General features: G+C 65.8%; 21 protein-coding genes, 2 tRNA genes and 1 pseudogene. 10 read left to right on the forward strand and 14 right to left on the reverse strand.

The window, feature by feature from the left end; genetic code table 11:
* Positions 1-9: 9 nt before the first annotated feature.
* Positions 10-724 (reverse strand): annotated as a pseudogene (locus OKW44_RS34885) (ArsR/SmtB family transcription factor).
* A 208-nt stretch (positions 725-932) separates the two neighbouring features.
* On the opposite strand from OKW44_RS34885, the gene OKW44_RS34890 reads away from it, so the two are divergent.
* Positions 933-1,073 carry a hypothetical protein gene (locus OKW44_RS34890; protein ID WP_204357138.1) on the forward strand — a complete coding sequence of 47 codons (141 nt, stop codon included), beginning with the start codon at positions 933-935 and terminating at the stop codon, positions 1,071-1,073.
* Positions 1,074-1,192: 119 nt separating this feature from the next.
* Positions 1,193-1,699, forward strand: a complete 507-nt coding sequence (locus OKW44_RS34895) for an acyl-CoA thioesterase (protein ID WP_018421320.1) — start codon at positions 1,193-1,195, stop codon at positions 1,697-1,699.
* 13 nt (positions 1,700-1,712) lie between these two features.
* Here the strand turns inward: OKW44_RS34895 and fumC are convergent, their stop codons facing one another.
* From fumC to OKW44_RS34920, 5 genes are all read right to left on the reverse strand, one after another.
* On the reverse strand, positions 1,713-3,110 hold the full coding sequence (gene fumC / locus OKW44_RS34900) for a class II fumarate hydratase (RefSeq protein ID WP_026225962.1): 1,398 nt from the start codon (positions 3,108-3,110) through the stop codon (positions 1,713-1,715).
* A 15-nt stretch (positions 3,111-3,125) separates the two neighbouring features.
* Positions 3,126-4,850: a phospholipase D family protein gene (locus tag OKW44_RS34905; RefSeq protein ID WP_429412353.1), complete on the reverse strand. Its 1,725-nt coding sequence runs from the start codon at positions 4,848-4,850 to the stop codon at positions 3,126-3,128.
* 128 nt (positions 4,851-4,978) lie between these two features.
* Positions 4,979-5,938, reverse strand: coding sequence for a ketopantoate/pantoate/pantothenate transporter PanS (gene panS / locus OKW44_RS34910; protein ID WP_018421317.1), 960 nt, complete (start codon positions 5,936-5,938; stop codon positions 4,979-4,981).
* A gap of 335 nt (positions 5,939-6,273) precedes the next feature.
* Positions 6,274-7,689 carry an MATE family efflux transporter gene (locus OKW44_RS34915; protein ID WP_018421315.1) on the reverse strand — a complete coding sequence of 472 codons (1,416 nt, stop codon included), beginning with the start codon at positions 7,687-7,689 and terminating at the stop codon, positions 6,274-6,276.
* A gap of 255 nt (positions 7,690-7,944) precedes the next feature.
* Positions 7,945-8,163 (reverse strand): RNA-binding S4 domain-containing protein, encoded by a 219-nt coding sequence (locus OKW44_RS34920; RefSeq protein ID WP_013090085.1) that lies wholly within the window; start codon positions 8,161-8,163, stop codon positions 7,945-7,947.
* A 334-nt stretch (positions 8,164-8,497) separates the two neighbouring features.
* Between OKW44_RS34920 and OKW44_RS34925 the strand changes: the two genes are divergently transcribed.
* The 3 genes from OKW44_RS34925 (at position 8,498) to OKW44_RS34935 (ending at position 11,628) form a co-directional block, all read left to right on the forward strand.
* Complete coding sequence (locus tag OKW44_RS34925; RefSeq protein ID WP_018421314.1) at positions 8,498-9,016, forward strand: hypothetical protein; 519 nt, start codon at positions 8,498-8,500, stop codon at positions 9,014-9,016.
* A 91-nt stretch (positions 9,017-9,107) separates the two neighbouring features.
* Positions 9,108-9,371 carry a hypothetical protein gene (locus OKW44_RS34930; RefSeq protein ID WP_018421313.1) on the forward strand — a complete coding sequence of 88 codons (264 nt, stop codon included), beginning with the start codon at positions 9,108-9,110 and terminating at the stop codon, positions 9,369-9,371.
* A 61-nt stretch (positions 9,372-9,432) separates the two neighbouring features.
* Positions 9,433-11,628 carry an ATP-dependent helicase gene (locus tag OKW44_RS34935; protein ID WP_035471032.1) on the forward strand — a complete coding sequence of 732 codons (2,196 nt, stop codon included), beginning with the start codon at positions 9,433-9,435 and terminating at the stop codon, positions 11,626-11,628.
* An 89-nt stretch (positions 11,629-11,717) separates the two neighbouring features.
* Here the strand turns inward: OKW44_RS34935 and OKW44_RS34940 are convergent, their stop codons facing one another.
* The 8 genes from OKW44_RS34940 to fdxA form a co-directional block, all read right to left on the reverse strand.
* Positions 11,718-12,485 (reverse strand): DUF4088 family protein, encoded by a 768-nt coding sequence (locus tag OKW44_RS34940; RefSeq protein ID WP_018421311.1) that lies wholly within the window; start codon positions 12,483-12,485, stop codon positions 11,718-11,720.
* Between the two features lie 335 nt (positions 12,486-12,820).
* Positions 12,821-13,144: an AzlD domain-containing protein gene (locus tag OKW44_RS34945; RefSeq protein ID WP_018421310.1), complete on the reverse strand. Its 324-nt coding sequence runs from the start codon at positions 13,142-13,144 to the stop codon at positions 12,821-12,823.
* Entirely contained in the window at positions 13,141-13,902 is a 762-nt protein-coding gene (locus OKW44_RS34950) for an AzlC family ABC transporter permease (protein WP_018421309.1), read from the reverse strand. The genes OKW44_RS34945 and OKW44_RS34950 overlap by 4 nt, the downstream gene beginning before the upstream one ends.
* A 177-nt stretch (positions 13,903-14,079) precedes the next feature.
* Complete coding sequence (locus OKW44_RS34955) at positions 14,080-14,922, reverse strand: helix-turn-helix transcriptional regulator (RefSeq protein WP_018421308.1); 843 nt, start codon at positions 14,920-14,922, stop codon at positions 14,080-14,082.
* A gap of 121 nt (positions 14,923-15,043) precedes the next feature.
* Complete coding sequence (locus tag OKW44_RS34960) at positions 15,044-15,520, reverse strand: CreA family protein (protein ID WP_018421307.1); 477 nt, start codon at positions 15,518-15,520, stop codon at positions 15,044-15,046.
* 160 nt (positions 15,521-15,680) lie between these two features.
* Positions 15,681-15,756, reverse strand: a tRNA-Asn gene (locus tag OKW44_RS34965).
* Positions 15,757-15,817: 61 nt separating this feature from the next.
* Positions 15,818-15,893 (reverse strand) — tRNA-Asn (locus OKW44_RS34970).
* A 118-nt stretch (positions 15,894-16,011) separates the two neighbouring features.
* Positions 16,012-16,335 (reverse strand): ferredoxin FdxA, encoded by a 324-nt coding sequence (gene fdxA / locus OKW44_RS34975; protein ID WP_018421306.1) that lies wholly within the window; start codon positions 16,333-16,335, stop codon positions 16,012-16,014.
* Between the two features lie 291 nt (positions 16,336-16,626).
* Between fdxA and pncB the strand changes: the two genes are divergently transcribed.
* The 5 genes from pncB (at position 16,627) to OKW44_RS35000 (ending at position 22,684) form a co-directional block, all read left to right on the forward strand.
* The gene (pncB, locus tag OKW44_RS34980; protein WP_026225960.1) at positions 16,627-17,823 is read left to right on the forward strand and encodes a nicotinate phosphoribosyltransferase; all 1,197 of its coding nucleotides are present in this window, start codon (positions 16,627-16,629) and stop codon (positions 17,821-17,823) included.
* Positions 17,824-18,010: 187 nt separating this feature from the next.
* Positions 18,011-18,673 carry a LutC/YkgG family protein gene (locus OKW44_RS34985; RefSeq protein ID WP_018421304.1) on the forward strand — a complete coding sequence of 221 codons (663 nt, stop codon included), beginning with the start codon at positions 18,011-18,013 and terminating at the stop codon, positions 18,671-18,673.
* A 91-nt stretch (positions 18,674-18,764) separates the two neighbouring features.
* A complete protein-coding gene (locus tag OKW44_RS34990) occupies positions 18,765-20,201 on the forward strand; it encodes a sodium:proton antiporter (protein ID WP_026225959.1) in 1,437 nt (478 codons plus the stop codon).
* 48 nt (positions 20,202-20,249) lie between these two features.
* Positions 20,250-21,239: a 2-hydroxyacid dehydrogenase gene (locus OKW44_RS34995; RefSeq protein ID WP_018421302.1), complete on the forward strand. Its 990-nt coding sequence runs from the start codon at positions 20,250-20,252 to the stop codon at positions 21,237-21,239.
* Complete coding sequence (locus OKW44_RS35000; protein ID WP_018421301.1) at positions 21,236-22,684, forward strand: DNA recombination protein RmuC; 1,449 nt, start codon at positions 21,236-21,238, stop codon at positions 22,682-22,684. Before OKW44_RS34995 ends, OKW44_RS35000 begins: the two co-directional genes overlap by 4 nt.
* Positions 22,685-22,691: the final 7 nt, after the last annotated feature.

The raw sequence follows: 22,691 nt of genomic DNA on the forward strand, positions 1-22,691 counted from the left end.
GTGAACGGTCTACCCGGCCAGAAAGGCATCGAATTGTTGATGGCCAGCCGGCGTGACGCGCAGCACGCGCGGCCGCTCGGTCCGCTCGACCCAGCCGTGCGCCGACCACGCATCGAGCAACGCCGCGCCCGAGAGCGCCGCCCAGATGCGGTCGGCGCATGCTCCAGTCGAGGCAGGTGCACGCGAAGCGCCGCCGGCGGGTCTTCTGCGCGGCCAGGTCGATGCCCCAGTCGGCGAAGCGGGCGACGCCCTGCGCGGTCGCTTCTAGCGATGCGCCGTCTTGCGTCAGCAGTCCGCGCTCGAGCATGCGCTCGAACATGCGCACCGACAGCTCGCCTGCCATGTGGTCGTAACAGGTGCGCGCATAGCGCATTTCTAGTGGCACGGTGCGTGCCGGACGCGGCACGGAGCGCTGTGGCGCGCTGACCTGCGCGACGTTGGCGAGTGCTTCGATCGATGCGGCGATGTCCGCCGACGCGATACGGAAATAGCGATGCCGGCCGCGCACTTCGAGCGCGAGTAGCCCGCCGTCGGTGAGCCGTCCGAGATGGGCGCTCGCCGCCGATGGCGACAGCCCCGCGATCATCGTCAGTTCGCCGGCCGGGCGGGCGCTGCCGTCCATTAGCGCCCACAGCATCGCGGCGCGGCCGGGATCGGCGAGTAGCGCGCCGATGCGGCTCAGGCCGGGGAAGTGGTTCTGGTCGTCTAAGAAGGGGGCGGTCATGGCGCGTCTCCTGAATGGGCGGCAAAGGGCAGCGCGGTCCAATCGCAAAGACCGCCGCCACGATTCCTACTCTACGCGCATCGGGTATTCGATGTTTCAGCTTGGCGTGAACAATCAATGCGACGGACGTGTCCGGCTCGCCCGCGTTTGCGCGGCGTCGCGTGCCACAGGCTAGAATCGAAGCCTGTCCTTGCAGGAAATCGATGTGATGAAAACTCTTCTCGCCGTCGCCGCGGCGGTTCTGCTGTTCAGCGCCTGCGCGGGGGGCGGAGCCGGCTCGGGGTCGGCCGGCAGCGGCAGCATCAACATGTACGGCACCATCGACACAGGGATCAGCGTCCACAACTAGGCCCACCGTCGGCCCATCGGCGCGCTTCGCGCCGCGTCCCCCAATCGACGCCGCGCCGCGCGCAATATTGCGCTCGTATAATCGCCTCCTTTCAATGCATCCGATTGACCGGAGTCAAGATGAGCACTGTTCCCACCGCACCGCTGGACCGTTCGGAAACCACCTTCCGCTTTCTCGCCGAGCCGACCTCGGTCAACTTCGGCGGCAAGGTGCATGGCGGCGCGCTGATGAAGTGGATCGACGAAACCGCCTACGCATGCGCGGCGGTATGGTCTGGGCGCTATTGCGTGACGGTCAGCGTCGGCAATATCCGTTTCCGTCGGCCGATCCTCGTCGGCAATCTGGTCGAGCTGCGCGCGCGCGTCGTCGCGACGGGCCGCACCAGCATGCACATCCACGTGTCGGTGCACGCGGGCGACCCGAAGGGCGGCGAACTGCTGCAGACCACCGACTGTCTCGTCGTAATGGTCGCCGTCAACGAGAACGGCCATCCGGTGCCGGTGCCCGCCTTCCTGCCAGAGACCGAGGAGCAGAAACGCCTCGCCAGGTACGCGATGGACGTGAAGGAAGCGCTCGACGCTATCATCGAGCTGAAGCCGGAAGAAGTCGCGCAGGGAAAGATCTAGGCGCAGCGCATCATCATGCGGTGCGTCCGACCATATCCTCGGGTCGCACCCACTCGTCGAACTGCTGCTCGGTGACATAACCGAGCGCCAGCGCCGACGCCTTCAGCGTCGTGCCTTCCTTGTGCGCCTTCTTCGCGATCTGCGCGGCCTTGTCGTAGCCGATGTGCGGATTGAGCGCCGTCACCAGCATCAGCGATTCGTTGAGCAAGGTATCGATGCGCTCGTGATTCGGCTCGATGCCGGCCGCGCAGTTGTCGTTGAAACTATGCGCGCCGTCAGCGAGCAGGCGCACCGACTGCAGCACGTTGTGCGCGATCATCGGACGGAACACGTTGAGCTCGAAGTTGCCGCTCGCGCCGCCGATGTTCACGGCGACGTCGTTGCCGAACACCTGCGCGCACAGCATCGTCAACGCTTCGGACTGGGTCGGATTGACCTTGCCCGGCATGATCGAGCTGCCCGGCTCGTTTTCGGGGATCGACAGCTCGCCGAGACCGCAGCGTGGGCCGCTCGCGAGCCAGCGAATGTCGTTGGCGATCTTGTTCAGGCTCGCGGCCACCGTTTTGAGCGCGCCGTGCGCGAATACCAGCGCGTCGGCGGCCGCCATCACCTCGAACTTGTTCGGCGCCGACACGAACGGCAGACCGGTCAGCTTGCCGATCGCGGCGGCGACGCCGTCGGCGAACTTCGGGTGCGCGTTCAGTCCCGTGCCGACCGCGGTGCCGCCCTGCGCAAGCTCGTACAGATGCGGCAACGCCGACTCGACGTGCCGGATGCCGTGCTCGAGCTGCGCGACATAGCCCGAGAATTCCTGGCCGAGCGTGAGCGGCGTCGCGTCCTGCAGGTGCGTGCGGCCGATCTTGACGACGTCGGCGAACGCTTTCGCCTTGCCGTCCAGCGTGTCGCGCAACGTCTTCAGCGCGGGCAGCAGATGCTTGACGATGGCATCCGCGGCAGCCACATGCATCGCAGTCGGAAACACATCGTTCGACGACTGCCCGCGATTCACGTCATCGTTCGGATGCACCTTGCGCGCTTCGCCGCGCTCGCCGCCGAGTAGCTCGCTTGCGCGGTTGGCAATCACCTCGTTCAGGTTCATGTTGGTCTGCGTGCCCGAGCCGGTCTGCCAGACCGCCAGCGGAAATTCGTCCGGATGTTTGCCGTCGATGATCTCGTCGGCCGCCTGCATGATCGCGCGGGCCTTCTGCTCGTCGAGCACACCGAGGCCGAGGTTGACCTCGGCGGCCGCGCGCTTGATCACCGCGAGCGCGGTGATCAGCTCGGGCGACTGCTTTTCCGTCGAAATCTTGAAGTTCTGCAGCGAGCGCTGCGTCTGCGCGCCCCACAGGCGGGCATTCGGCACCGCGATTTCGCCGAACGTGTCGCGCTCCATCCGTACGTCTTCAGTCATGGTTGACTCCGCTTCTCAAAGTTCCGAGTTGACAGGCAATAACGAGAATAGACCCGTTAGCGCATTCCGGTAAAAACCGGCCTGCGGATCGAAAATGTAGGTGCGTGTCTGGCCGTTCTCGACGTCGGTCCAGACGAGCGGCGACAGTGGCGCGCCGATCGAGCGCAGATAGGCGAGCTGGGCCGCGTCGGCGAGCGTCACGTGGTAGCTGTGATCGGGCTGGATGGCACGCTCGAAGATGCTGGCGACCTGATTCGCGAGTTTGGGGCTGTGGATCACGAGTGCGAGCTCGGTGTTCAGATTGGCCGAGCGGGGGTCGAGGTTCATCGAGCCGATGACGAGAATCTGGTGGTCGATCACATAAGTCTTCGCATGCAAACTCGCGCGCGAACGCGAGCCGACCAGCCCCACGTCCGGCGTGTCCTGGTATGGCCTTAATTCGTACAGTTCGACGCCTGCCTTTAGCAGCGGCACCCGGAACGGGCTGTAGCCGGCCTGCACGGCGACCGCGTCGGTAGCCGCGAGCGAGTTGGTCAGCACTGCGATGCGGATGCCGCGGCGCGTGAGCTCGCCGGCCGCCTGCACGCCCGACGCGTGCGGCACGAAGTAGGGCGAGACGATCAGGAAGTCGTGCTGCGCGTCGCGCATCAGTTCGCGCAGCCGCGCGAGCGGCGGGCTCACGTAGTCCGGCGACGGATGCGCGATTTTCTCCGGTAGGTCCGCCCTGAATTCCGCACCCGCCCACGTGAGGCCGAGCTGCTCGCTCGTAATCTGCGCGGCGAGCGGCGTCGCGTTCAGTGGTTTCGCGTTGTACGGATCGGCATTGGTGCGCCAGTGGTGGCGCAGGTCGTCGCGCGTCTGGTCGAGTTCTTTCTGGTTGAATTTCTGCTTGTTCAGCGCGCGCAGCGGATAGGCGAGGTCGCTGTTCCAGTAGTCGTCGAAACTTGCTGAGACGTCGGCGACGATCGGGCCCGCCGCGAGCACGTCCATGTCGCGGAACTGCAGCGTTTCGCTGGCGCTGAAGTACTCGTCGCCAAGATTGCGCCCGCCGACGATCGCGAGCTGGTTGTCCGCGATCATCGCCTTGTTATGCATGCGGCGCGCGAAGTGGCCGATCTGCGTGAACACGTTCGTGGTGCGCTCGAACATGCCTTGCTGGGCGCTGCCGAACGGATTGAAGACGCGAATCTCGATGTTGTCGTGCGAGTTCAGCCCCGCCATGATGCGGTCGATGTCCTTGAAGTTCAGATCGTCGATCAGCATGCGCACGCGCACGCCGTGATCGGCCGCATACAGCGCGGCGCCGAGCAGCAGCTTGCCGGTGGTGTCCTCGTTGGCAATGTAGTACTGCATGTCGAGGGTTTTGGTCGCCGCGCGCGCGAGCGCGATGCGCATCTGCAGCGCGTCGGTGCCCTTCGCCAGCACGCGAAAGCCCGACTGCTCCGGATGCTTCGCCTCGAACGGCGCGAGCGCTTCGCGCAGCGGCGAATCCGCGGTGGCGGGAAGTGCGTGTGTGAGCTGGCGGTCGAACGCGGTGGCGGGCGGTTTCGTCGCGCAGGCGGTCAAAAATGCCGCCGCACAGCAGAGCAGGAAAAATTGCCTCGTCGTGCTGACTATCGAGTGGCGGCGCGCGGCCCGCCGATGTTGTTCGAATTGGCCCTGCACGCTGTTTTTCCCCTTGTTTTGCAAGCTTTTCGCGTGGCGACAGCGAAGGCCTGCGCACGCTGTCGAGAAAACCATTCTAAGGGAATTGGGGCGCGTGTTCGTCGTTCGTCTGCAAACGCAGCAGAGTGCCGCGCGTCGGTCGGGAGGGCGCCGCGGTTGGGTGATCCATCAACTGATGCCAACCGCGGCGCGCGGACGCTCTATCAGACGCGCTCGGCGTGCAGCGCGCGCTCGCCATCGGGATGGGTCGAGCCTTTCGCCGGGCGACCCGCCCACACTCCCGCGAGCAGCGAGCCCGACAGGTTGTGCCAGACCGAGAACAGCGCACCCGGCAGCGCGGCGAGGGGCGTGAAGTAGAGCTTGCCGAGCGTCGCGGCGAGACCGGAGTTCTGCATGCCCACTTCGATCGCGAGCGTACGGCAGACGGCTTCGTCGAAACCGAGCAGACGGCCGCCCCAGTAGCCGCCGAGCAGGCCGATGCCGTTGTGCAGGATGACGCCGACCATCACGACGAGGCCCACCGACGCGATGCTCTTCTGCGTGCCGCCCACCACCGCGCCGATGATCAGCACGATCGCGACCATCGACACGAGCGGCAGGATCGGCTCGATCTTGCGCACGAGCTTGCCGAACAGATGATTGACGACGAGACCGACGACGACCGGCAGCGCGACTATCTGCAGGATGCTCATCAGCATGCCGTGCACGTCGACGACGATCGACGCGTCGACGTAAAGGCGCGTGAGCAGCGGGGTCGCGAACACGCCGACGAGCGTCGACAGCGCGCTGATCGTCACCGACAGCGCGACGTCGCCGCGCGCGAGATAAATCATCACGTTCGACGCGGTGCCGCTCGCGACGCTGCCGACCAGCACCATGCCGGCGGTCAGGTCGGGCGGCATGCGCAGCGCCTTGGCGATGACCCATGCGGCGAGCGGCATCACGAGGTAGTGCAGCACGATGCCGGCGATCACCGGCGCGGGACGCGTGAACACGCGCAGGAAATCGCCGGCCGACAGCGTGACGCCCATCGCCAGCATGATGATTGTGAGGAGCGTGGTGACGTGCGGCGCGACGCCGGAAAACGAGGCCGGCGAGAAGTACGCGGCGACCGAGACGAGCACGGCCCAGAGCGGGAACAGGCGGGTGACGCGGGCAAGCATGGCGGGTGGTCCTTGGTTATGTTGTATCGCGGGAAAGCGGGGCTGCGGCCCGGCCGGGTGTCGGCTGGCGTTGCGGCGTTCGCCGCGCCAAAGCGGGTGAAGCGGCTACGGCAAGTGCCGTGGCGAAAGCGCGGCAAAGACGGCCGGCCAATTGAAGCCGCACGCGACGCGGGCAATGGTGAGTGCGCGCGCGATGCCAGTCCGGCGCCTGCCTTCGTGAGGCGCGCCGTGGTGCGGTTCGTGGCGCGTGAGCGCGGGATAGCGCTCACGAGCCGTGACGGCCATTTTACCTTTTGCAGGGAGTGCTTCAGGAGTGGGGCTTGCCACTACTTCGCTCAAACCGAGCGCGCGGGCGGCGTGGCCGTTGCGGCCGTCGGCGCCTGCCGCCGGCTCAGCCTGTGAAAACGCAGCGTCATCAGCAGCGCGACGCTCGCGAGGCCTGCGGCGAGCCCCCACCACAAGCCGCGCGCGCCGAGGCCGGCGTGAAACGCGAGCAGATAGCCGGTCGGAAAACCGATCACCCAGTAACCGAACGCGGCGGCGATCATCGGTACGCGCGTGTCCTTCAGCCCGCGCAGACAGCCGGAGCCCACCGCCTGCATCCCGTCGACGATCTGGAAAATCGCCGCCACGCCGAGCAGCGAACTGGCGAGCGCGATGGTCGGCGCATTCGCCGGGTCGTCGAGATGCAGATACAGGCCGACGATCCAATGCGGCGCGGTGATCAGCACGAGGCCCGACATCGACATGAAGCCGACGCCGAGCGCGAGCGCGACGAAGCCCGCGTGGCGCGCGGCGAGCGGCTGACCGGCGCCGGCCCAGTAGCCGACCCGCACGTTGGCCGCCTGGCCGATCGACAGCGGCACCATAAACGCGACCGATGCGACGTTCAGCGCGATCTGATGCGCGGCCAGTTGCGATTCGCCGAGCAGGCCCACCATCAGGCCAGTGGCGAGGAACAGCGTCGACTCGACGCCGTAGGTGATCGCGACCGGCCAGCCGATGCCGAACAATTCGCCCATCAACGGCAGCTTCGGCCGCGTCGCGACGACGAAATGGCGGAAGCGCGGCCGCAGATGCAGCAGCGCCATCAGCACGAGCGCGGTCAGCCACACCGTGATCGTGGTCGCGGCCGCCGAGCCGAGAAAACCCAGCCGCGGCAGCCCGTACGCGCCGTGGATGAGCCCGTAGTTCAGGAAGCCGTTCACGCCGACGCTCGCGATCGACACCCACAACAGGCGCCGTGCCGCGCCGATCGCCGGCAGAAACGAGCGCATCAGGCCGACGCCGATCAGGCTCGCGGGTGCGCCCCAGCGCAACACCGCCGCGTATCGGCCGATGTTGTGCGCGAGCAGGCCCGGCTCGCCGACCGCGAGCAGGATCCTCGACGCGAACGACAGCAGGATGAACGCCGGCACCGACAGCAGCACCGACAGCACGAAACCGGTCCAGTAAATATGCGGCACCCGGCCGTCGTCCTGCGCGCCGCGCGCGTGCGCGACGCTGACGCTGACCGAGGTCAGCACGCCCTGCAGCAGCGTGACGACGACGAAAAAGAGGTTCGCGCCGAGGCCGCCGGCGGCGAGCGCATCGGGGCCGAGCGAGCCGAGCAGGATCGTGTCGGTGACGCTCATCGCCATTTGCGACAGTTGCGCGATCGCGAGCGGCGCGGCGAGCCGCGCGGTGTCGGCCGCGTGGCGGGATAGGGTCGGCGGCCGGCTGGCGGCGCGGGCGAAGCTGGGTTGAGTCATCAAATGCCTGACGGCGAAAAGTGGCAACAGCGGTGGTAACAGCGAAAGGCGGGCTCAAACGGCGCCGCATTGCATCTCGGCGCGTTCCGACGGGCGTTGCAGCGGTCAGGCAGCGGGCGGGAACAACCGCGACGCGGCGGCGAGCCGGTCCGTCGTTTACCTGTCGAAACAGACAGCTTATTGCCTCCTCCGGCCGCTGTCGATGGACGACGCACAATTCTGGTGCGTGCCGTTCTGCGAATTTCCGGACTGCCGTCAGCCTTCGTGGACCGCGATTCGCGTATCGCCGAGCAGCACGACCTGGCCCGCGCGGATCTTGCAGGTCTTACGTGTCTCGACCCGGCCATCGACCATCACGGCGCCGTCGGCAACCATCATTTTCGCGGAGCCGCCGCTATCCGCGAGACCCGTGATCTTCAGCAGATTGTGGAGTTCGACGTACTCGCCGGTCAGCGTGAAATTGAGGTTTGGCATGGCGTTTGCACCTTTGGCGCGGGGTCGCGTTGGGGTTCGCATCATAAAGCAAGCGCACGCGGAGCGGCGGCGCGGCCATCCAGCGAGCCCTTCGCGCAAGCAAATGAAAGTAGATGTTATTCAGTTGTCGGAAAGTGAAACGTTCCGTAACGCTGGTCGCACCGGACGGATTTCACTCCTAGAGTGCAATTCAGCAGCAAAGCCCGCTGGCTTCCGGGATCGCTCCCCGGCCACCCATCCAGCGACGCACAGTTCGAACGAGGCGCGCGCGACGTTCCGTCATCACGACGCGAGCGAGTCCGCCCGTGTCACAACAACTCCAGAGAGGATAGCCATGACCCAGATTCGTTCGCTCCTGATCGGTACCGCCCTCACTGCTTTTGCCGCGACGGCCGCCGTCGCGCAGACCGCGCAGCCGGCAGCAGGCATCGGCGCTCAGGCGCAGATCCAGAGCCAGGGCACCGCCGACATGGCGCCGCCGTCCGCGGCTGGCGCCCAGCGCATGCAGGCGCCGCCTTCGACGCAAGGCATGCAGCAAGTCCCGGGCGCACCTGCCGCGCAAGGCGTCGAGGCGCCGCCGCCGGCCCGTTTGACGGCTTCGGGCTCCACCGACCCGCTCGTGCAGAAGCGCGACGCCGACGCGAAGGCCAACGCCGAGTATCGCGCGGCCAGGAAGTCCTCGAAAGCGGAATTGAAGGCGGAGCAGAAGGCCGCGAAGGACCAGTACAAGAAGCAGATGCGCGGCGCGAAGCTGAACCAGAAGGCGGACAAACAGACCGCCAATAACGAAATGAAGATGAACATGGAAGGGCAGGCTGCGGCGCAGGGCGACGGCGCGGACGTCAAGCACTAAGCCCTGCTGGATGCCGCGCCGCGCGGGTCTGTGAGGCTCGCGCGCCGCGGGCGTCTGTCGCTTGGCAAGAGGTACTTCAGGGAGATTTGAGATGAACATCAACCGTTCCACCCGAAACTGCATTTACGCCGCGCTGATGGCGGGTTGTCTGTCGTCGGCGGTATTCGCGCAGACGACAGACCCGGCCGCGGCGCCCCCCACGCATGCGGACAAAAAGGCCGCGAAAGAACAGGCGAAGGCCGACAAGAAAGCCGCGGTCGCCCAGGCGAAAGCGGACAAGACCAAAGCCGACGCGCAGGCCGACGCCGACAAGGCCAGCGCTACTGCCAACCTGAAGGACGCGAAGAAACAGTAGTGCGCGTCGTAGACCGGTGGATAGGCGCCCGAAAAAAGGGGCGCTTGTCGCATGAGGTTGTATGGATATACAGTATGCGTCGCATCCTGAAAATCCATCCAACCCGCGAAACCGATCAGTGTCCACCGTCGCCGAATCCACTCCGTCGTTCGATACCGCCGCCTGGCTAGCGAAGCTCAACGACGCCCAACGCGAAGCCGTCGAATACGGGACCGACACGCCGGACGCGCTGCCCGGCGCGCTGCTCGTGATCGCGGGCGCCGGCTCCGGCAAGACCAACACGCTCGCTCACCGCGTCGCCAATCTGGTGGTGAAGGGCGCCGATCCGCAGCGCATCCTGCTGTTGACCTTCTCGCGCCGCGCGGCGCTCGAAATGACCCGCCGCGTGACCCGCATCGCGGGCGCCGCGGCCGCTACCGTCGGCGCACGCGCCGCGCTCTCGCAAGGGCTCACGTGGGCGGGTACCTTCCATAGTGTCGGCGCGCGGCTGTTGCGCGAATACGCGGATCTGATCGGCCTCGCGCCCGCGTTCACGATCAACGACCGCGAAGACTCCGCCGACCTGATGAATCTCGTGCGCCACGAGCTTGGACTGTCCGCGAAGGAGCGGCGGTTTCCGGCGAAGGGCACCTGCTTCGCGATCTACTCGCGTGTCGTCAACACCGGCGCGTCGCTCGGCCAGGTATTGGACCGCGCGTTTCCGTGGTGTCGCGAGTGGGAGGACGATCTGCGCCGGCTGTTCGCCGCATACGTCGACGCCAAACAGAAGCAGAGCGTGCTCGACTACGACGATCTGCTGCTCTACTGGTCGCACATGGCCGCCGAGCCCCGCATCGCGGCCGATCTGTCGGCGCGTTTCGATCATGTTCTGGTCGACGAATACCAGGACACCAACCGCCTGCAGGCGTCGATCCTGCTCGCCATGAAGCCGGACGGTCGTGGCCTGACCGTGGTCGGCGACGACGCGCAGTCCATCTATTCGTTTCGCGGCGCGACGGTGCGCAATATCCTCGACTTCCCCACGCAGTTCGAGCCGCCCGCCAGGCAGGTCACGCTCGAGCGCAACTATCGCTCGACCGAGCCGATTCTCGCCGCGTCGAACGCGGTGATCGAACTCGCGAGCGAGCGCTACACCAAGAATCTGTGGACCGACAAGGCGTCGGCGCAGCGCCCGCGCCTCGTCACGGTCGCCGACGATGCCGCGCAAGCTCGCTACGTCGTCGAGCAGGTGCTCGAGGCGCGCGAGCAGGGCGTGAAGCTGAAGTCGCAGGCGGTATTGTTTCGCGCTGCGCATCACAGTGCCGCGCTCGAGATCGAGCTCACCCACCGCAACATTCCATTCGTCAAGTTCGGCGGGCTCAAATTTCTCGACTCGGTCCATGTGAAGGACGTGCTCGCGGTGCTGCGCTGGGCCGAGAATCCGCGCGATCGCGTCGCCGGCTTTCGCGTCGTGCAACTGCTGCCGGGCGTCGGCCCGGCCACCGCGGCGAAGGTGCTCGACGACATCGTCGCGCGCGCGGACGGCGGCGATCCGGTCTCGACCGCGGGCGGTGTGCTGGCCGCGTTTGCGGCGCCCGCGCGCACGCAGCAAGACTGGCACCCGTTCGTCAAGCTGATGTCGAGCGTGTACGACCGGCAAACGCCGTGGCCCGCCGAGTTCGAGATGGTGCGGCGCTGGTACGAGCCGCATCTGGAGCGCAACCACGAGGACGCCGCGATCCGTCACGCGGACCTATTGCAGATGGAAAGCATCGCGGGTACGTATCCGTCGCGAGAACGCTTCCTGACCGAGTTGACGCTCGATCCGCCCGACGCGACCAGCGACGAATCCGGCGTGCCACTGATCGACGAGGACTACCTGATCCTGTCGACGATCCATTCGGCGAAGGGTCAGGAGTGGCGCAACGTGTTCGTGCTGAACGGCGTCGACGGCTGCATTCCGTCCGATCTCGGCACCGGCAGCGAGGAGGAAATCGACGAGGAGCGGCGCCTGCTGTACGTGGCGATGACGCGCTCGAAGGAAGACCTGCACATCGTCGTGCCGCAGCGCTTTTACGTGCACAACCAGACGCATCTGGGCGACCGCCATGTGTGGGCGTCGCGCACGCGCTTCATCGCCACGCCGATGCTGCCGCTGTTCGACGCCTATGCATGGCCGCGCATTCCAGTGGCGAGCGCGCCGAGCGCGGCAGGGCTCGCCGCGGCCGCGCAGGCGAAGATCGAGATCGCGGCGAAGCTCAGGAAGATGTGGGATTGAGCGGCTAGCACCGCGCGTTGGGATCGACGCGCGGACAGGGGGCGCGTTGATCCGACTAAGGGACGTGCGCCGCGCGGGTCAGTGGAAGCTCAGCGCGACTGCCGCTGCTGTTGCTGCGCGACTGGAGGCGCCGGCACGAAGAAATTGCGCAGCCATGCCGCGAGCCGCGAGAACACGTCGTACGGCTCCTCGACGAAAATCTCCGGCTTCAAGAGCCGCAGATACTCCATGATCTGCTGCGCTTCCTGCTTCTGGAACGTGCCGTGCGAAATGCCTAGCCGCAGCAGCCCACGCAGTTCGCCGAGCTTCTCGCGCGCGGTGCTGCCCACGCTCGTCTCGCACGCGACCTTCGCCTCGTAGACGCGCTGGCGCAGCGACTCGACGAGCCGCCATGCCGGCGTCTGCATCACTTCCTCGAGCGCCTGAATGTCCTGCACGGTGCTCTTGATCTGCGAGGCGAGGGGGTCCACCAGCGTCGCGTCGCCTTCCGCTTCCTTGACGATTGCGGCGGCCCAGTCGCGGCATTGCTTGGTGAGTTCCTCGGGCGTCCATTCCGAGCGCGCCGCGAAACCGAAGCCGAACTCGCCCGCCTGCCGCATCAGGATCGACACGACGTCCGGGAATTCCTTGTCGAGCGTGCGTTTGGCCCACGCGTACTGGCCGCCTTGCAGCATCCGCTGTACCGCGTGCTCGGTGAGCGGCACCATATTGTCGAGCAGCTTCGCGCGCAAGAAATCCTCGAACGACGGCGTCGCGAACTGCGGATCGAGCTTCAGCGAGACCCGTAAAAAGGCCTCGAAGTCCTTGCGCAGCGACGCGACGGTCTCGTCCTTGAGCTTCAGGGTGATTTGACCCATGTGTTATCCCGTTTAATGCGGCCGCGCGCGGCGCGCCGTCGCAAGATCGCCCGGCCGCTCGCGGACCGAGGCGACGCGACGCCGGTTGCCGACGCGCTTGATTCCAGCCTGTTGCCGCGTAACCAGCGGGACGACTCCCGATGAGCGGACCTCGACTGCATATCGGCGGGGTGGCGGGAAACTTGAGGGCTGCCCGGCGACGCGCGGGCGCTTTGGAGGGAAGCTTCGGGCCCTGGCCCGCCTGGGAGTCGCTCGCAGGGGAGTGGTGCGGCCCGCGACGCGGCGAGGTGTCGACGGACCGCTGATGAGTCGATGAGCGTAGAGACAGGGCGCGCTTACTTCAGCACCACGCACTGCCAGATAAAGAACACGCTTAGACCGACTGCGATCGTCAGCAGCGGCCGGCGCGTCAGCGCGCTAACGACGATCGCGGCGAGCGCGCCGACCAGCTGCGGATTGCGCCAGGTCAGCTCGGCGTTGTTGCCGTGCGGCGACACGGCCATCGGGACGATGATCGCGGTCAGCACGGTGACCGGCACGAAGCTAAGCGCGGTGCGCAGAAGCGGCGGGAACACGAGCCGGTCGCCGAGCACGAACACGGCCGCGCGGATCAACCACGTAATCGCGGCCATGCCGACGATCAGAACGACGTAGTTCATCGCGTGGCCTCCACGGGACGGCGCGCGCCACGCAGGTTCAGACGCGACATCGACAGCAGCACGCCGACCGCGACTCCCGCGAACACCGCGCCGAGCAGGCCGAGCTTGTACGGCCACGCCTGCCAGAAAAACGCCAGCGTGCCGGCGGTGACAGCCGCCGCGATATAGCGCAGCGCGACCAGTTGCGGCACGACGATCGCAATGAACGTCGCAACCATCGCAAAGTCGAGACCGAGCGACTGCAGGCCGGGGAAGGCCGCGCCGAACAGCAGGCCGGCGACGGTCCATAGCTGCCAGTTCAGATACATCGCGACGCCGGCGCCGAAGAAGTAGTACGGGCCGACCGTTCCCGGCTCGCGATGCCGGTAGTGCTCCCACGCCACCGCGAAGACTTCGTCGGTGAGCAGCGCGCCGAGCGCCAAACGCCAGCGCCTCGGCAGATGCGCGACGTGCGGCGCGAGCGTCGCGCTATACAGCACGTGACGCAGATTGACGACGAGCGTGGTCGCCCAGATCACGGCGAAGCTCGCATGCCCGGCGATCAGCCCGAGCGCGATGAACTGCGCGGAGCCCGCGAAAACGACGAGCGACATCAACTGGCCGTGCCACAGATGCAGCGGGCTGGAGGTCACGAGCGTGCCGAAAATGACGCCGAACGGCGCGGCGCCGACCATCATCGGGATGATGTCGCGCGCGCCGGCGGCGAATTCTTTGAGATGGCCGCCCCGGGTGGGCTGGCCTTGGGTGGAATCGGTCAATCTAAGCCTCCTTGATTTCGGAAGCATAGCGACTGACCGGCGTTCGGACTTGTACGATCTTGCGGCGGATTGCTGATGGGGTGCTACGGTGTAGCGGGGGATGGCTGACGACGAGCTGACGGATTGCGGCGGCACGCTCACGGCGCGCGGTGCAGGCGCCGGCGGTGCCGCATCGCGTTACGAACCGCGCTGCGTTCCTTGCCATTGGCCCGGCGGCACGCCGAACATGCGCCGGAAATGCCGCGTGAAATGGCTCTGATCGGTGAAGCCGCTCGCGGCGGCGACGTCGGTCACTGGGACGCCGGCGCGCAACGGCGCGAGCGCGCGCTGCAGGCGCACCTGATTGCGCCATGCGTGGGGCGGCAGGCCGGTCGATCGGGTGAATAGCCGCGCCGCGTGGAACGGCGACAGACCCGCTGTCTTCGCGACCTCGGCGAGCGTCACCGGTTCGACGAGGTCGCCGGTCAGACGCTCCTGCATCAGTGCGACGCGGGTGTCGTCGGTGGCGACGCGCGCGGTGGCGGGGCGCGTCCGCGCATAGCGGACCAGCAACGTGGACAGCGCGTCGAGCATCGCGGCTTCGGCGGCGAGCGCGTCGTCGCCGGCTTCGAGCAGGCGGTGGGCGTGCGCGAGCCGCGTCGCGAGATCGGAATCGCGGATCACGCCGGGCGCGAACCACGGTAGGGCCTGCGGCTTGCCGGCGACTTCGTCGGCCAGCGCGCAGAGGAACTCGACCGGCGCATACATCACGCGATACCGCCAGCCCGCCTCGACCGCCTTCGACCCCGTATGCAACTCGCCCGGATTGATGACCGGCACGCTGCCCGCTTCGGCGACATGGTGCTCGCCGCTATATCGATAGCATTCCGCACCTGCGACGATCACCGGGATCGTGTAGGCGTCGTGCCAATGCGGCGCGAACTCGTGATCGTGATATTCGGCGGTGAGCAGATCCGCGCCGGGCAGTAGGGGCGTGCGCCAGTAGCGGGCGGAATCGCGGAAACGAGGGGTGGCGGTCATGACGAAAGTCTAGCTGGACCGGTCAGTTTAACGCGTCGTTGTCGAGGACGGCGGCGGGTGCGCAGCGCCGCGCCGCGTGCCGCTGGTGCCGCCAATTGCCGGTACTTGTCCTGACTTGCCCTTACTTGATCGGAATCGTCGTGCCAGTAGGCATTGGCACGGCGCTCACGCTGTTTTTCGCGCTGCCGCTGACGACGCGGTCGCTGTAGGTCAGATAGACCAGGGTGTTGCGCTTCGTGTCGACCACGCGCACCACGTGCAGCGACTTGAAGATCAGCGACATGCTGACCGAGAACACGTCGTCCTTCTGCTTGACGGGGCCGGTGAAATGCAACTCCCCGATCTGACGGCACGCGATCGAAGCCTCGGTCGGATCTTCGGCAATGCCGAGCGTGCCTTTGACACCGCCCGTCCGCGCCCGCGAGACGTAGCAGGTGACGCCTTGCACGATGGGATCGTCATAGGCTTCCACGACCACGCGGTCGGAGCCGGTAACGTGAAAATTCGTATTGACGCTGGCGATTTCTTCGCCGCGCGCCGAAGAAAGCAGCAGGGCGCCGATGGCCGCGAGCGCGATGCGTAGCGAGGTGGATTTCATGAGCGTGCCGGTTGAGTGTCTGGAGTGGGCCGGCGCCAGAGCGGGATGAAACTTGCGCGCCGTGAAGCCGCCATCGTATAACGGCCCGCTGCGCGCGTGAGACTGTCGATCAGGGCGCAAAAAACAAAAAGGCCCGCACGGATGCGGGCCTTTCAAATTTTGGCTCCTCGACCTGGGCTCGAACCAGGGACCTACGGATTAACAGTCCGGCGCTCTACCGACTGAGCTATCGAGGAACAGCAGTACAACTTGATCTACATAAAAAAACCCGTCTGATTAACGGGCTTTTGCAATTCTTGGCTCCTCGACCTGGGCTCGAACCAGGGACCTACGGATTAACAGTCCGGCGCTCTACCGACTGAGCTATCGAGGAACAGAACAACAACAGCAGAGAAGCGAAATTGTAGAGGCAGCTGAAACGTCTGTCAATACGTCGGCGTTCATCCTGATACTGAATCTGAACGGCCAAGGCAGGTGACAGGCGGCCGCGCTCAGCGCGCGAGCAGCGCGAGCTTTTCCTTCACATCCTTGAATTCCTCGGCTTCCGGCAGCGGTGCCTTGGTCTTCGTGATGCTCGGCCACGCTTTCGCCAGGTCGGCGTTCAGCGCAACGAAGTCCTGCTGGTCGCCCGGCACGTCTTCTTCGGCATAGATGGCGTTCACCGGGCACTCGGCCACGCACACGGCGCAGTCGATGCATTCATCGGGATCGATCGCGAGGAAGTTGGGACCTTCGCGAAAGCAGTCCACCGGGCACACATCGACGCAGTCGGTATAGCGGCACTTGATGCAGCTTTCGGTCACAACGTGAGTCATTCAGGCAGCTCCTGCATGCGGAATCGGGGAGGGCGCGGACGCCAAAAGAGTTATTGTAACGTAACGTCAACAGACGCATAAAGCATCGGGCCGTGAGTCTTATATGTTTTTGTGATTAGTTTATGGGGTGCCGCGAGCGGCCGCGCAATGGCGGCGAAGGCCCGGTGGCACGCTGGATGCGGACGCATTCGGGTAACATGCATCGGGTTGGCGCGCCGCTCGGCTCAGCGCGTCCGTGGCAAGGGTGCAATGAGCCCTTTTCGTTTTTTCAGCGGTCCAGTTCGTACCATCATGATTATTACTTCGCTGCTCGATACCGATCTGTACAAGTTCACGATGATGCAGGTGGTGTTGCATCACTTCCCCGCCGCCAACGTGGAGTACCGCTTCCGCTGCCGCACGCCGAATGTCGATCTGGTGCCGTACATCGACGAGATTCGCGACGAAGTGCGCAAGCTCTGCGAACTGCGTTTCACCGACGACGAACTCGACTACCTGCGCCGCATGCGCTTTATCAAGGGCGACTTCATCGAGTTCCTCGCGTTGTTCCATCTGAACGAGAAGTACATTTCGATCACGCCGTCGCCGAAGGGCAATGGCGAAATCGACATCGACATCAAGGGGCCGTGGCTGCATACGATCCTCTTCGAAATTCCGGTGCTCGCGATCGTCAACGAAGTCTATTTCCGCAACACCCAGCAAACGCCCGACTATCACGTAGGCCGTGGCCGTCTGCTCGACAAGATTCAACTGCTCGGCGCTCGTCCGGAGTTCGCCGACTGCAAGATCGCCGATTACGGCACGCGCCGCCGCTTCTCGAAGCAGTGGCACGAGGAAGTGACCCTCACGCTGAAGGACGGTCTCGGCGAGCAGTTCGCCGGCACGAGCAACGTCTTCTACGCGATGAAGCACAGCCTGACACCGCTCGGCACGATGGCGCACGAGTACCTGCAGGCTTGCCAGGCGCTCGGTCCGCGGCTGCGCGACTCGCAGATCTTCGGCTTCGAGATGTGGGCGAAGGAATATCGCGGCGACCTCGGGATCGCGCTCTCCGACGTGTACGGCATGCAGGCGTTCCTGCGCGATTTCGACATGTACTTTTGCAAGCTGTTCGACGGCGCTCGCCACGATTCCGGCGACCCATTCGACTGGGGCGAGCGCCTGCTCAAACACTACGAGGCGAATCGTTGCGACCCACGCACCAAGATCCTCGTGTTCTCCGACGCGCTCGACATCCCGAAGGTGCTGCAGCTATACGAGCGCTTCCGCGGCCGCTGCAAGCTCGCGTTCGGCGTGGGCACCAATCTGACCAACGACCTCGGCTACAACCCGCTGCAGATCGTGATCAAGATGGTTCGTTGCAACGGTCAGCCGGTCGCGAAATTGTCGGACTCGCCGGGCAAGAACATGTGCGAGGACAAGGCGTATCTCGCGTATCTGCGCCAGGTGTTCGGCATCGCGCAGCCGGAAGAAGATGCGGCCAGGTAGCGCGCTTCGCGGACTGCTTTTCGGTTCATCGCCTGATCATGATCTGCTCGCGTTCGGGAGGCACGGCGAACAGTGTCGCCGCGCTACCGACTGGCGGCAATATGCCGTTCGGCCAGGGTGTTCGCGCGGAGGGCGGCCGGTATAATCCTCGCCATATCGCACGGCCGTCGACACGAGGATTTCGCCCATGGACACATCGATTGCCCGCCGCAACATCCTGGCGCGCATCCGCGCCGCGCAAGGGCGCGAGCCCGAACCGAGCGCCGCCGAGCGCGAAGCCGCGGCGGACTATCTCGCGCGTCATCCGGCCGGTCCGCGTCCGGACATGCCCACCGATTTGCGCGCGCGCTTCATCGAAGAAGCGCAGAAAATGGCGAGTACTGTCGACACCGTTCAAACCTTCGCCGATGTACCCGCCGCCGCGCATCGCTATCTGACGCAACACGGTTTGCCGTTGCAGGCCATCGCGTGGCAAACGCTGCGCGATCTGCCGTGGGCCGCAGCCGGCCTCGCCGTCGAATTTCGCAAACCGCAAGACAATGACGTGGTCGGTCTCACCGGCTGTTTCTGCGCGACCGCGGAGACCGGCACGCTCGTGTTGCTGTCCGGTCCCGAGACGTATGCGTCGGCCGGGCTGCTGCCGGAGACGCACATTGCGATCGTGCCGGGCTCGCGCATCGTCGCGGGTCATGAAGAGGCGTTCGACCTGATCCGCAAGGAACGCGGCGAACTGCCGCGCGCGGTCAATTTCGTGTCGGGACCATCGCGCACCGGCGACATCGAGCAGACCATCGTGCTGGGCGCGCACGGCCCCTACCGGGTGCATGCGATCGTCGTGCAGGATGCTTGAACGCGTGGCGCGGCGGCGTGCCAGCGCATACGCGATACACGCGGTATCTGTCGTGCGTGCGGTTGCAAGCCGTCGCGCGGCCTGTATCGGCATGAATTCGCAGGCCGGCCGCGCGGGCCGGTGGCTCGCCGTTGCGTCGGTGCTTGCGCTGTGCTCGCCGTTCGCGCAGGCTGAGACGCTCGACGGCGCGCGCTTGTCGGCGTTGTGGGGCTTGCCCTTCGCGGGCGTGCTGCTGTCGATCGCGATCGTTCCGCTGATCGCGCCAGCCCTCTGGCACCACCACTTCGGCAAGATCGCCGCGGCGTGGGCGCTCGCGTTCATCGTGCCGTTTGCCGTGAGCTTTGGCGCGAGCGCGGCGTTCGGCGCGCTCGCGCATGCCATGCTCGACGAGTACATCCCGTTCATCATTCTGCTGACCGCGCTCTATACCGTCGCGGGCGGCATCTGCGTGCGCGGCAATCTGCATGGCACACCGCGTCTGAACACCGCGATTCTCGCGCTCGGCACCTTGCTCGCGAGCGTGATGGGTACGACCGGCGCGGCGATGCTGCTGATCCGCCCGTTGCTGCGCGCAAACGACAATCGCCGCCACGTGACCCACGTGGTCGTGTTCTTCATCTTCCTCGTCGCGAACGTCGGTGGCGCGCTGTCGCCGCTCGGCGACCCGCCGCTGTTCCTCGGTTTTCTCGAAGGCGTGAGCTTCTTCTGGACCACTACGCATCTCGCGCCGCCGATGCTGTTGGTGAGCGGCCTGCTGCTTGCCGTTTTCTATGCACTCGACTCGTACTACTTTCACCAGCGCGAGGAAGCGCGTTCGGCTTTCCTCGATCCGACGCCCGACGGCGCGCCGCTCGGCATCGACGGCAAGATCAATTTCGTGCTGCTCGCCGCGGTGATTGCGCTCGTGTTGATGAGCGGACTGTGGCGCCCGCAAATCACATTCGACGTGCTCGGCACGCACGTCGCGTTGCAAAACATCGTGCGCGACGCCGCGCTGATCGTCGTCACGCTGCTATCGCTCGCGTGGACACCGCGCGCGGCCCGCGCGGGCAATGACTTCAACTGGGCGCCGATCGAGGAAGTCGCCAAACTGTTCGCCGGCATCTTCGTGACTATCGTGCCGGTCATCATGATCCTGCGCGCGGGAGAAGCCGGCGCGTTCGCGGGCATCGTCCATCTGGTCAATGATCCCTCAGGCGAGCCGCGCGACATCATGTACTTCTGGGCGACCGGCCTGCTATCTTCGTTTCTCGACAACGCGCCGACCTACCTTGTGTTCTTCAACCTGGCCGGCGGCGATGCGCAGACCTTGATGACCACCGGCGCGACCACGCTCGCGGCGATTTCGGCCGGTGCCGTGTTCATGGGCGCGAACACCTACATCGGCAACGCGCCGAACTTCATGGTGAAGGCAATCGCGCAATCGCGCGGCGTGCGCATGCCGAGCTTTTTTGGGTATCTGGGCTGGTCCGGCGCGGTGCTGCTGCCGTTGTTGGCGCTGACCGGCTGGCTCTTTTTTGGACGCTGACTCTGCAACGCAGAGACAATCCCTCGACGTGCGATACGGAGACTTGCAATGCAGAAAATCCTCGTTGCCCGTTCGATCTTTCCCGACGTGATCGACCGGCTCAAGCAGTACTTCGACGTCGACTGGAATGAGGGCGACGTATTGCCCGCCGACGATCTGAAGCGCCGTCTCGCGGACAAGGACGGCGCGCTGACGGCCGGCGAGGTGATCGACGCGGGCGTGCTCGCCGCGGCGCCGCGTCTGCGCGTCGTGTCGAACATGGCGGTCGGCTACAACAACTTCGACATGGCCGCGTTCAACGCGGCGAACGTGCTCGGCACCAACACGCCGGACGTGCTGAACGAATCGACTGCCGATTTCGGCTGGGCGCTGATGATGGCCGCCGCGCGCCGCATCGCCGAATCGGAGCACTGGCTGCGCGCCGGACATTGGCAGAAGTGGAGCTACGACGGCTTCCTCGGCAGCGACCTATACGGTTCGACGCTCGGCGTGATCGGCATGGGCCGGATCGGTCAGGCGCTCGCGCGGCGCGCGCAGGGCTTCAACATGCGGGTCATCTATCACAATCGCTCGCGCGTCGCGCCGCAAATCGAGGCCGAACTGAACGCGGAGTACGTGTCGAAAGAGGATCTGCTGCGGCGCGCCGACCACGTCGTGCTGGTGTTGCCGTACAACAAAAGCAACCACCACACGATCGGCGCGGCCGAACTGGCGCTGATGAAGCCGAGCGCAACGCTCACGAACATCGCGCGCGGCGGCATCGTCGACGATGCGGCGTTGGCCGACGCGCTGCGTGACAGGCGCATCGCGGCGGCCGGTCTGGACGTGTTCGAAGGCGAGCCGCAGCTGCACCCGGCGCTGCTGAACGTGCCGAACGTCGTGCTGACACCGCACATCGCGAGCGCGACCGAAACCACCCGCCGCGCCATGGCGAATCTCGCCGCGGACAACCTGATCGCCGGCCTCGGTGCGGGACCGCGCGCCGGTCAGCCGCCGAATCCGATCAACCCCGACGTGATCGGCAAGGCGCGTTCATGACAATGATTCTGGTGGCGGCCGTCGCGGTGCTGGCGGTTGCCCTTGTGATCGCACTCGCCTTGCTGCTACGCGGTCACGACCGCACGGAGCAGCGCGAACAGTTCGAGATGCTGAACGAACGCGTCGATGCCCTCGTCGACGCGCAGGCGCATACCGCCGAGCGGCTCGAGCGGCAACTGCGCAACGACATCGCCGAGACCGCGCGCGTGTCGCGCACCGAGCAAAGCAGCGGCTTCGCGCATTTTCAGCAGACGCTCGCCGCGCAGTTCAGCAGCATGACGACGGTGCAGGGCGGCAAGATCGACGGCTTCGCGCAACAGCTCGACGCCGTGCGTCACAGCCTGCAGGCGCAGGCGCAGCAGGCGCGCGACGAGCAGGGCCGCTCGCTGAAGCAGTTCGGCGACACGCTGAGCCTGCAACTCGGGCAACTAACCGAGGCGAACGACCGGCGCTTCGCCGAAGTGCGCGCGACGATCGAGCAGCGTCTGAAGGACATCGAGGCGAACAACGCGACGCGGCTCGAGGAAATGCGCCGCACCGTGGACGAAAAACTGCACGCAACGCTTGAGCAACGTCTCGGCGAATCGTTCAAGCTCGTGTCCGACCGGCTCGAACAGGTGCATCGCGGCCTCGGTGAAATGCAGACGCTGGCGGCCGGCGTCGGCGATCTGAAGCGCGTGCTGACCAACGTGAAGACGCGCGGCACGTGGGGCGAAGTGCAGCTCGAAGCCTTGCTCGAACAACTGCTGACCGTCGATCAATACGCGAAGAACGTCGCGACGGTGCCGAAGAGCGCCGATCGCGTGGAGTTCGCGGTTCGTCTGCCGGGGCGGCCGGAGCCCGGCGGCGCGAATACGCCGGTATGGCTGCCGATCGACGCCAAATTCCCGCGCGAGGACTACGAGCGGCTGATCGAAGCGCAGGAGCGCGCCGATCCGGTCGCGGTCGAGGAAGCATCGCGCGCGCTCGAAGTGCGAATTCGCGCGGAGGCGCGCACGATCGCGGAGAAGTACGTGGCGCCGCCGCATACGACCGACTTCGCGCTGCTGTTCCTGCCGACCGAAGGCCTGTATGCGGAAGTGCTGCGCCGACCGGGACTCACGGATCTGCTGCAGCGGGACTATCGCGTGACGATTGCGGGGCCGACCACGCTGACCGCGTTGCTCAATAGTCTGCAGATGGGTTTCCGCACGCTCGCGATCGAAAAGCGTTCGAGCGAGGTGTGGCAGGTACTCGGCGCGGTGAAGACGGAGTTCGGCAAATTCGGCGACGTGCTCGCGAAGACCAAGGCGCAGCTCGAAACCGTCACGCGTTCGATCGAGGCCGCGGAAACGCGCACGCGTATGATGAACCGCAAGCTGCGCGACGTCGAGGCGTTACCGGGAGACGAGGCGAGCGGGTTGCTCGGCGATGCGCTGTCGAATGTGGAGCCTGATGAGCAATGAGGGGCGA

The organism is Paraburkholderia lebeckiae, assembly GCF_050436325.1.
GTDB lineage: Bacteria > Pseudomonadota > Gammaproteobacteria > Burkholderiales > Burkholderiaceae > Paraburkholderia > Paraburkholderia tuberum.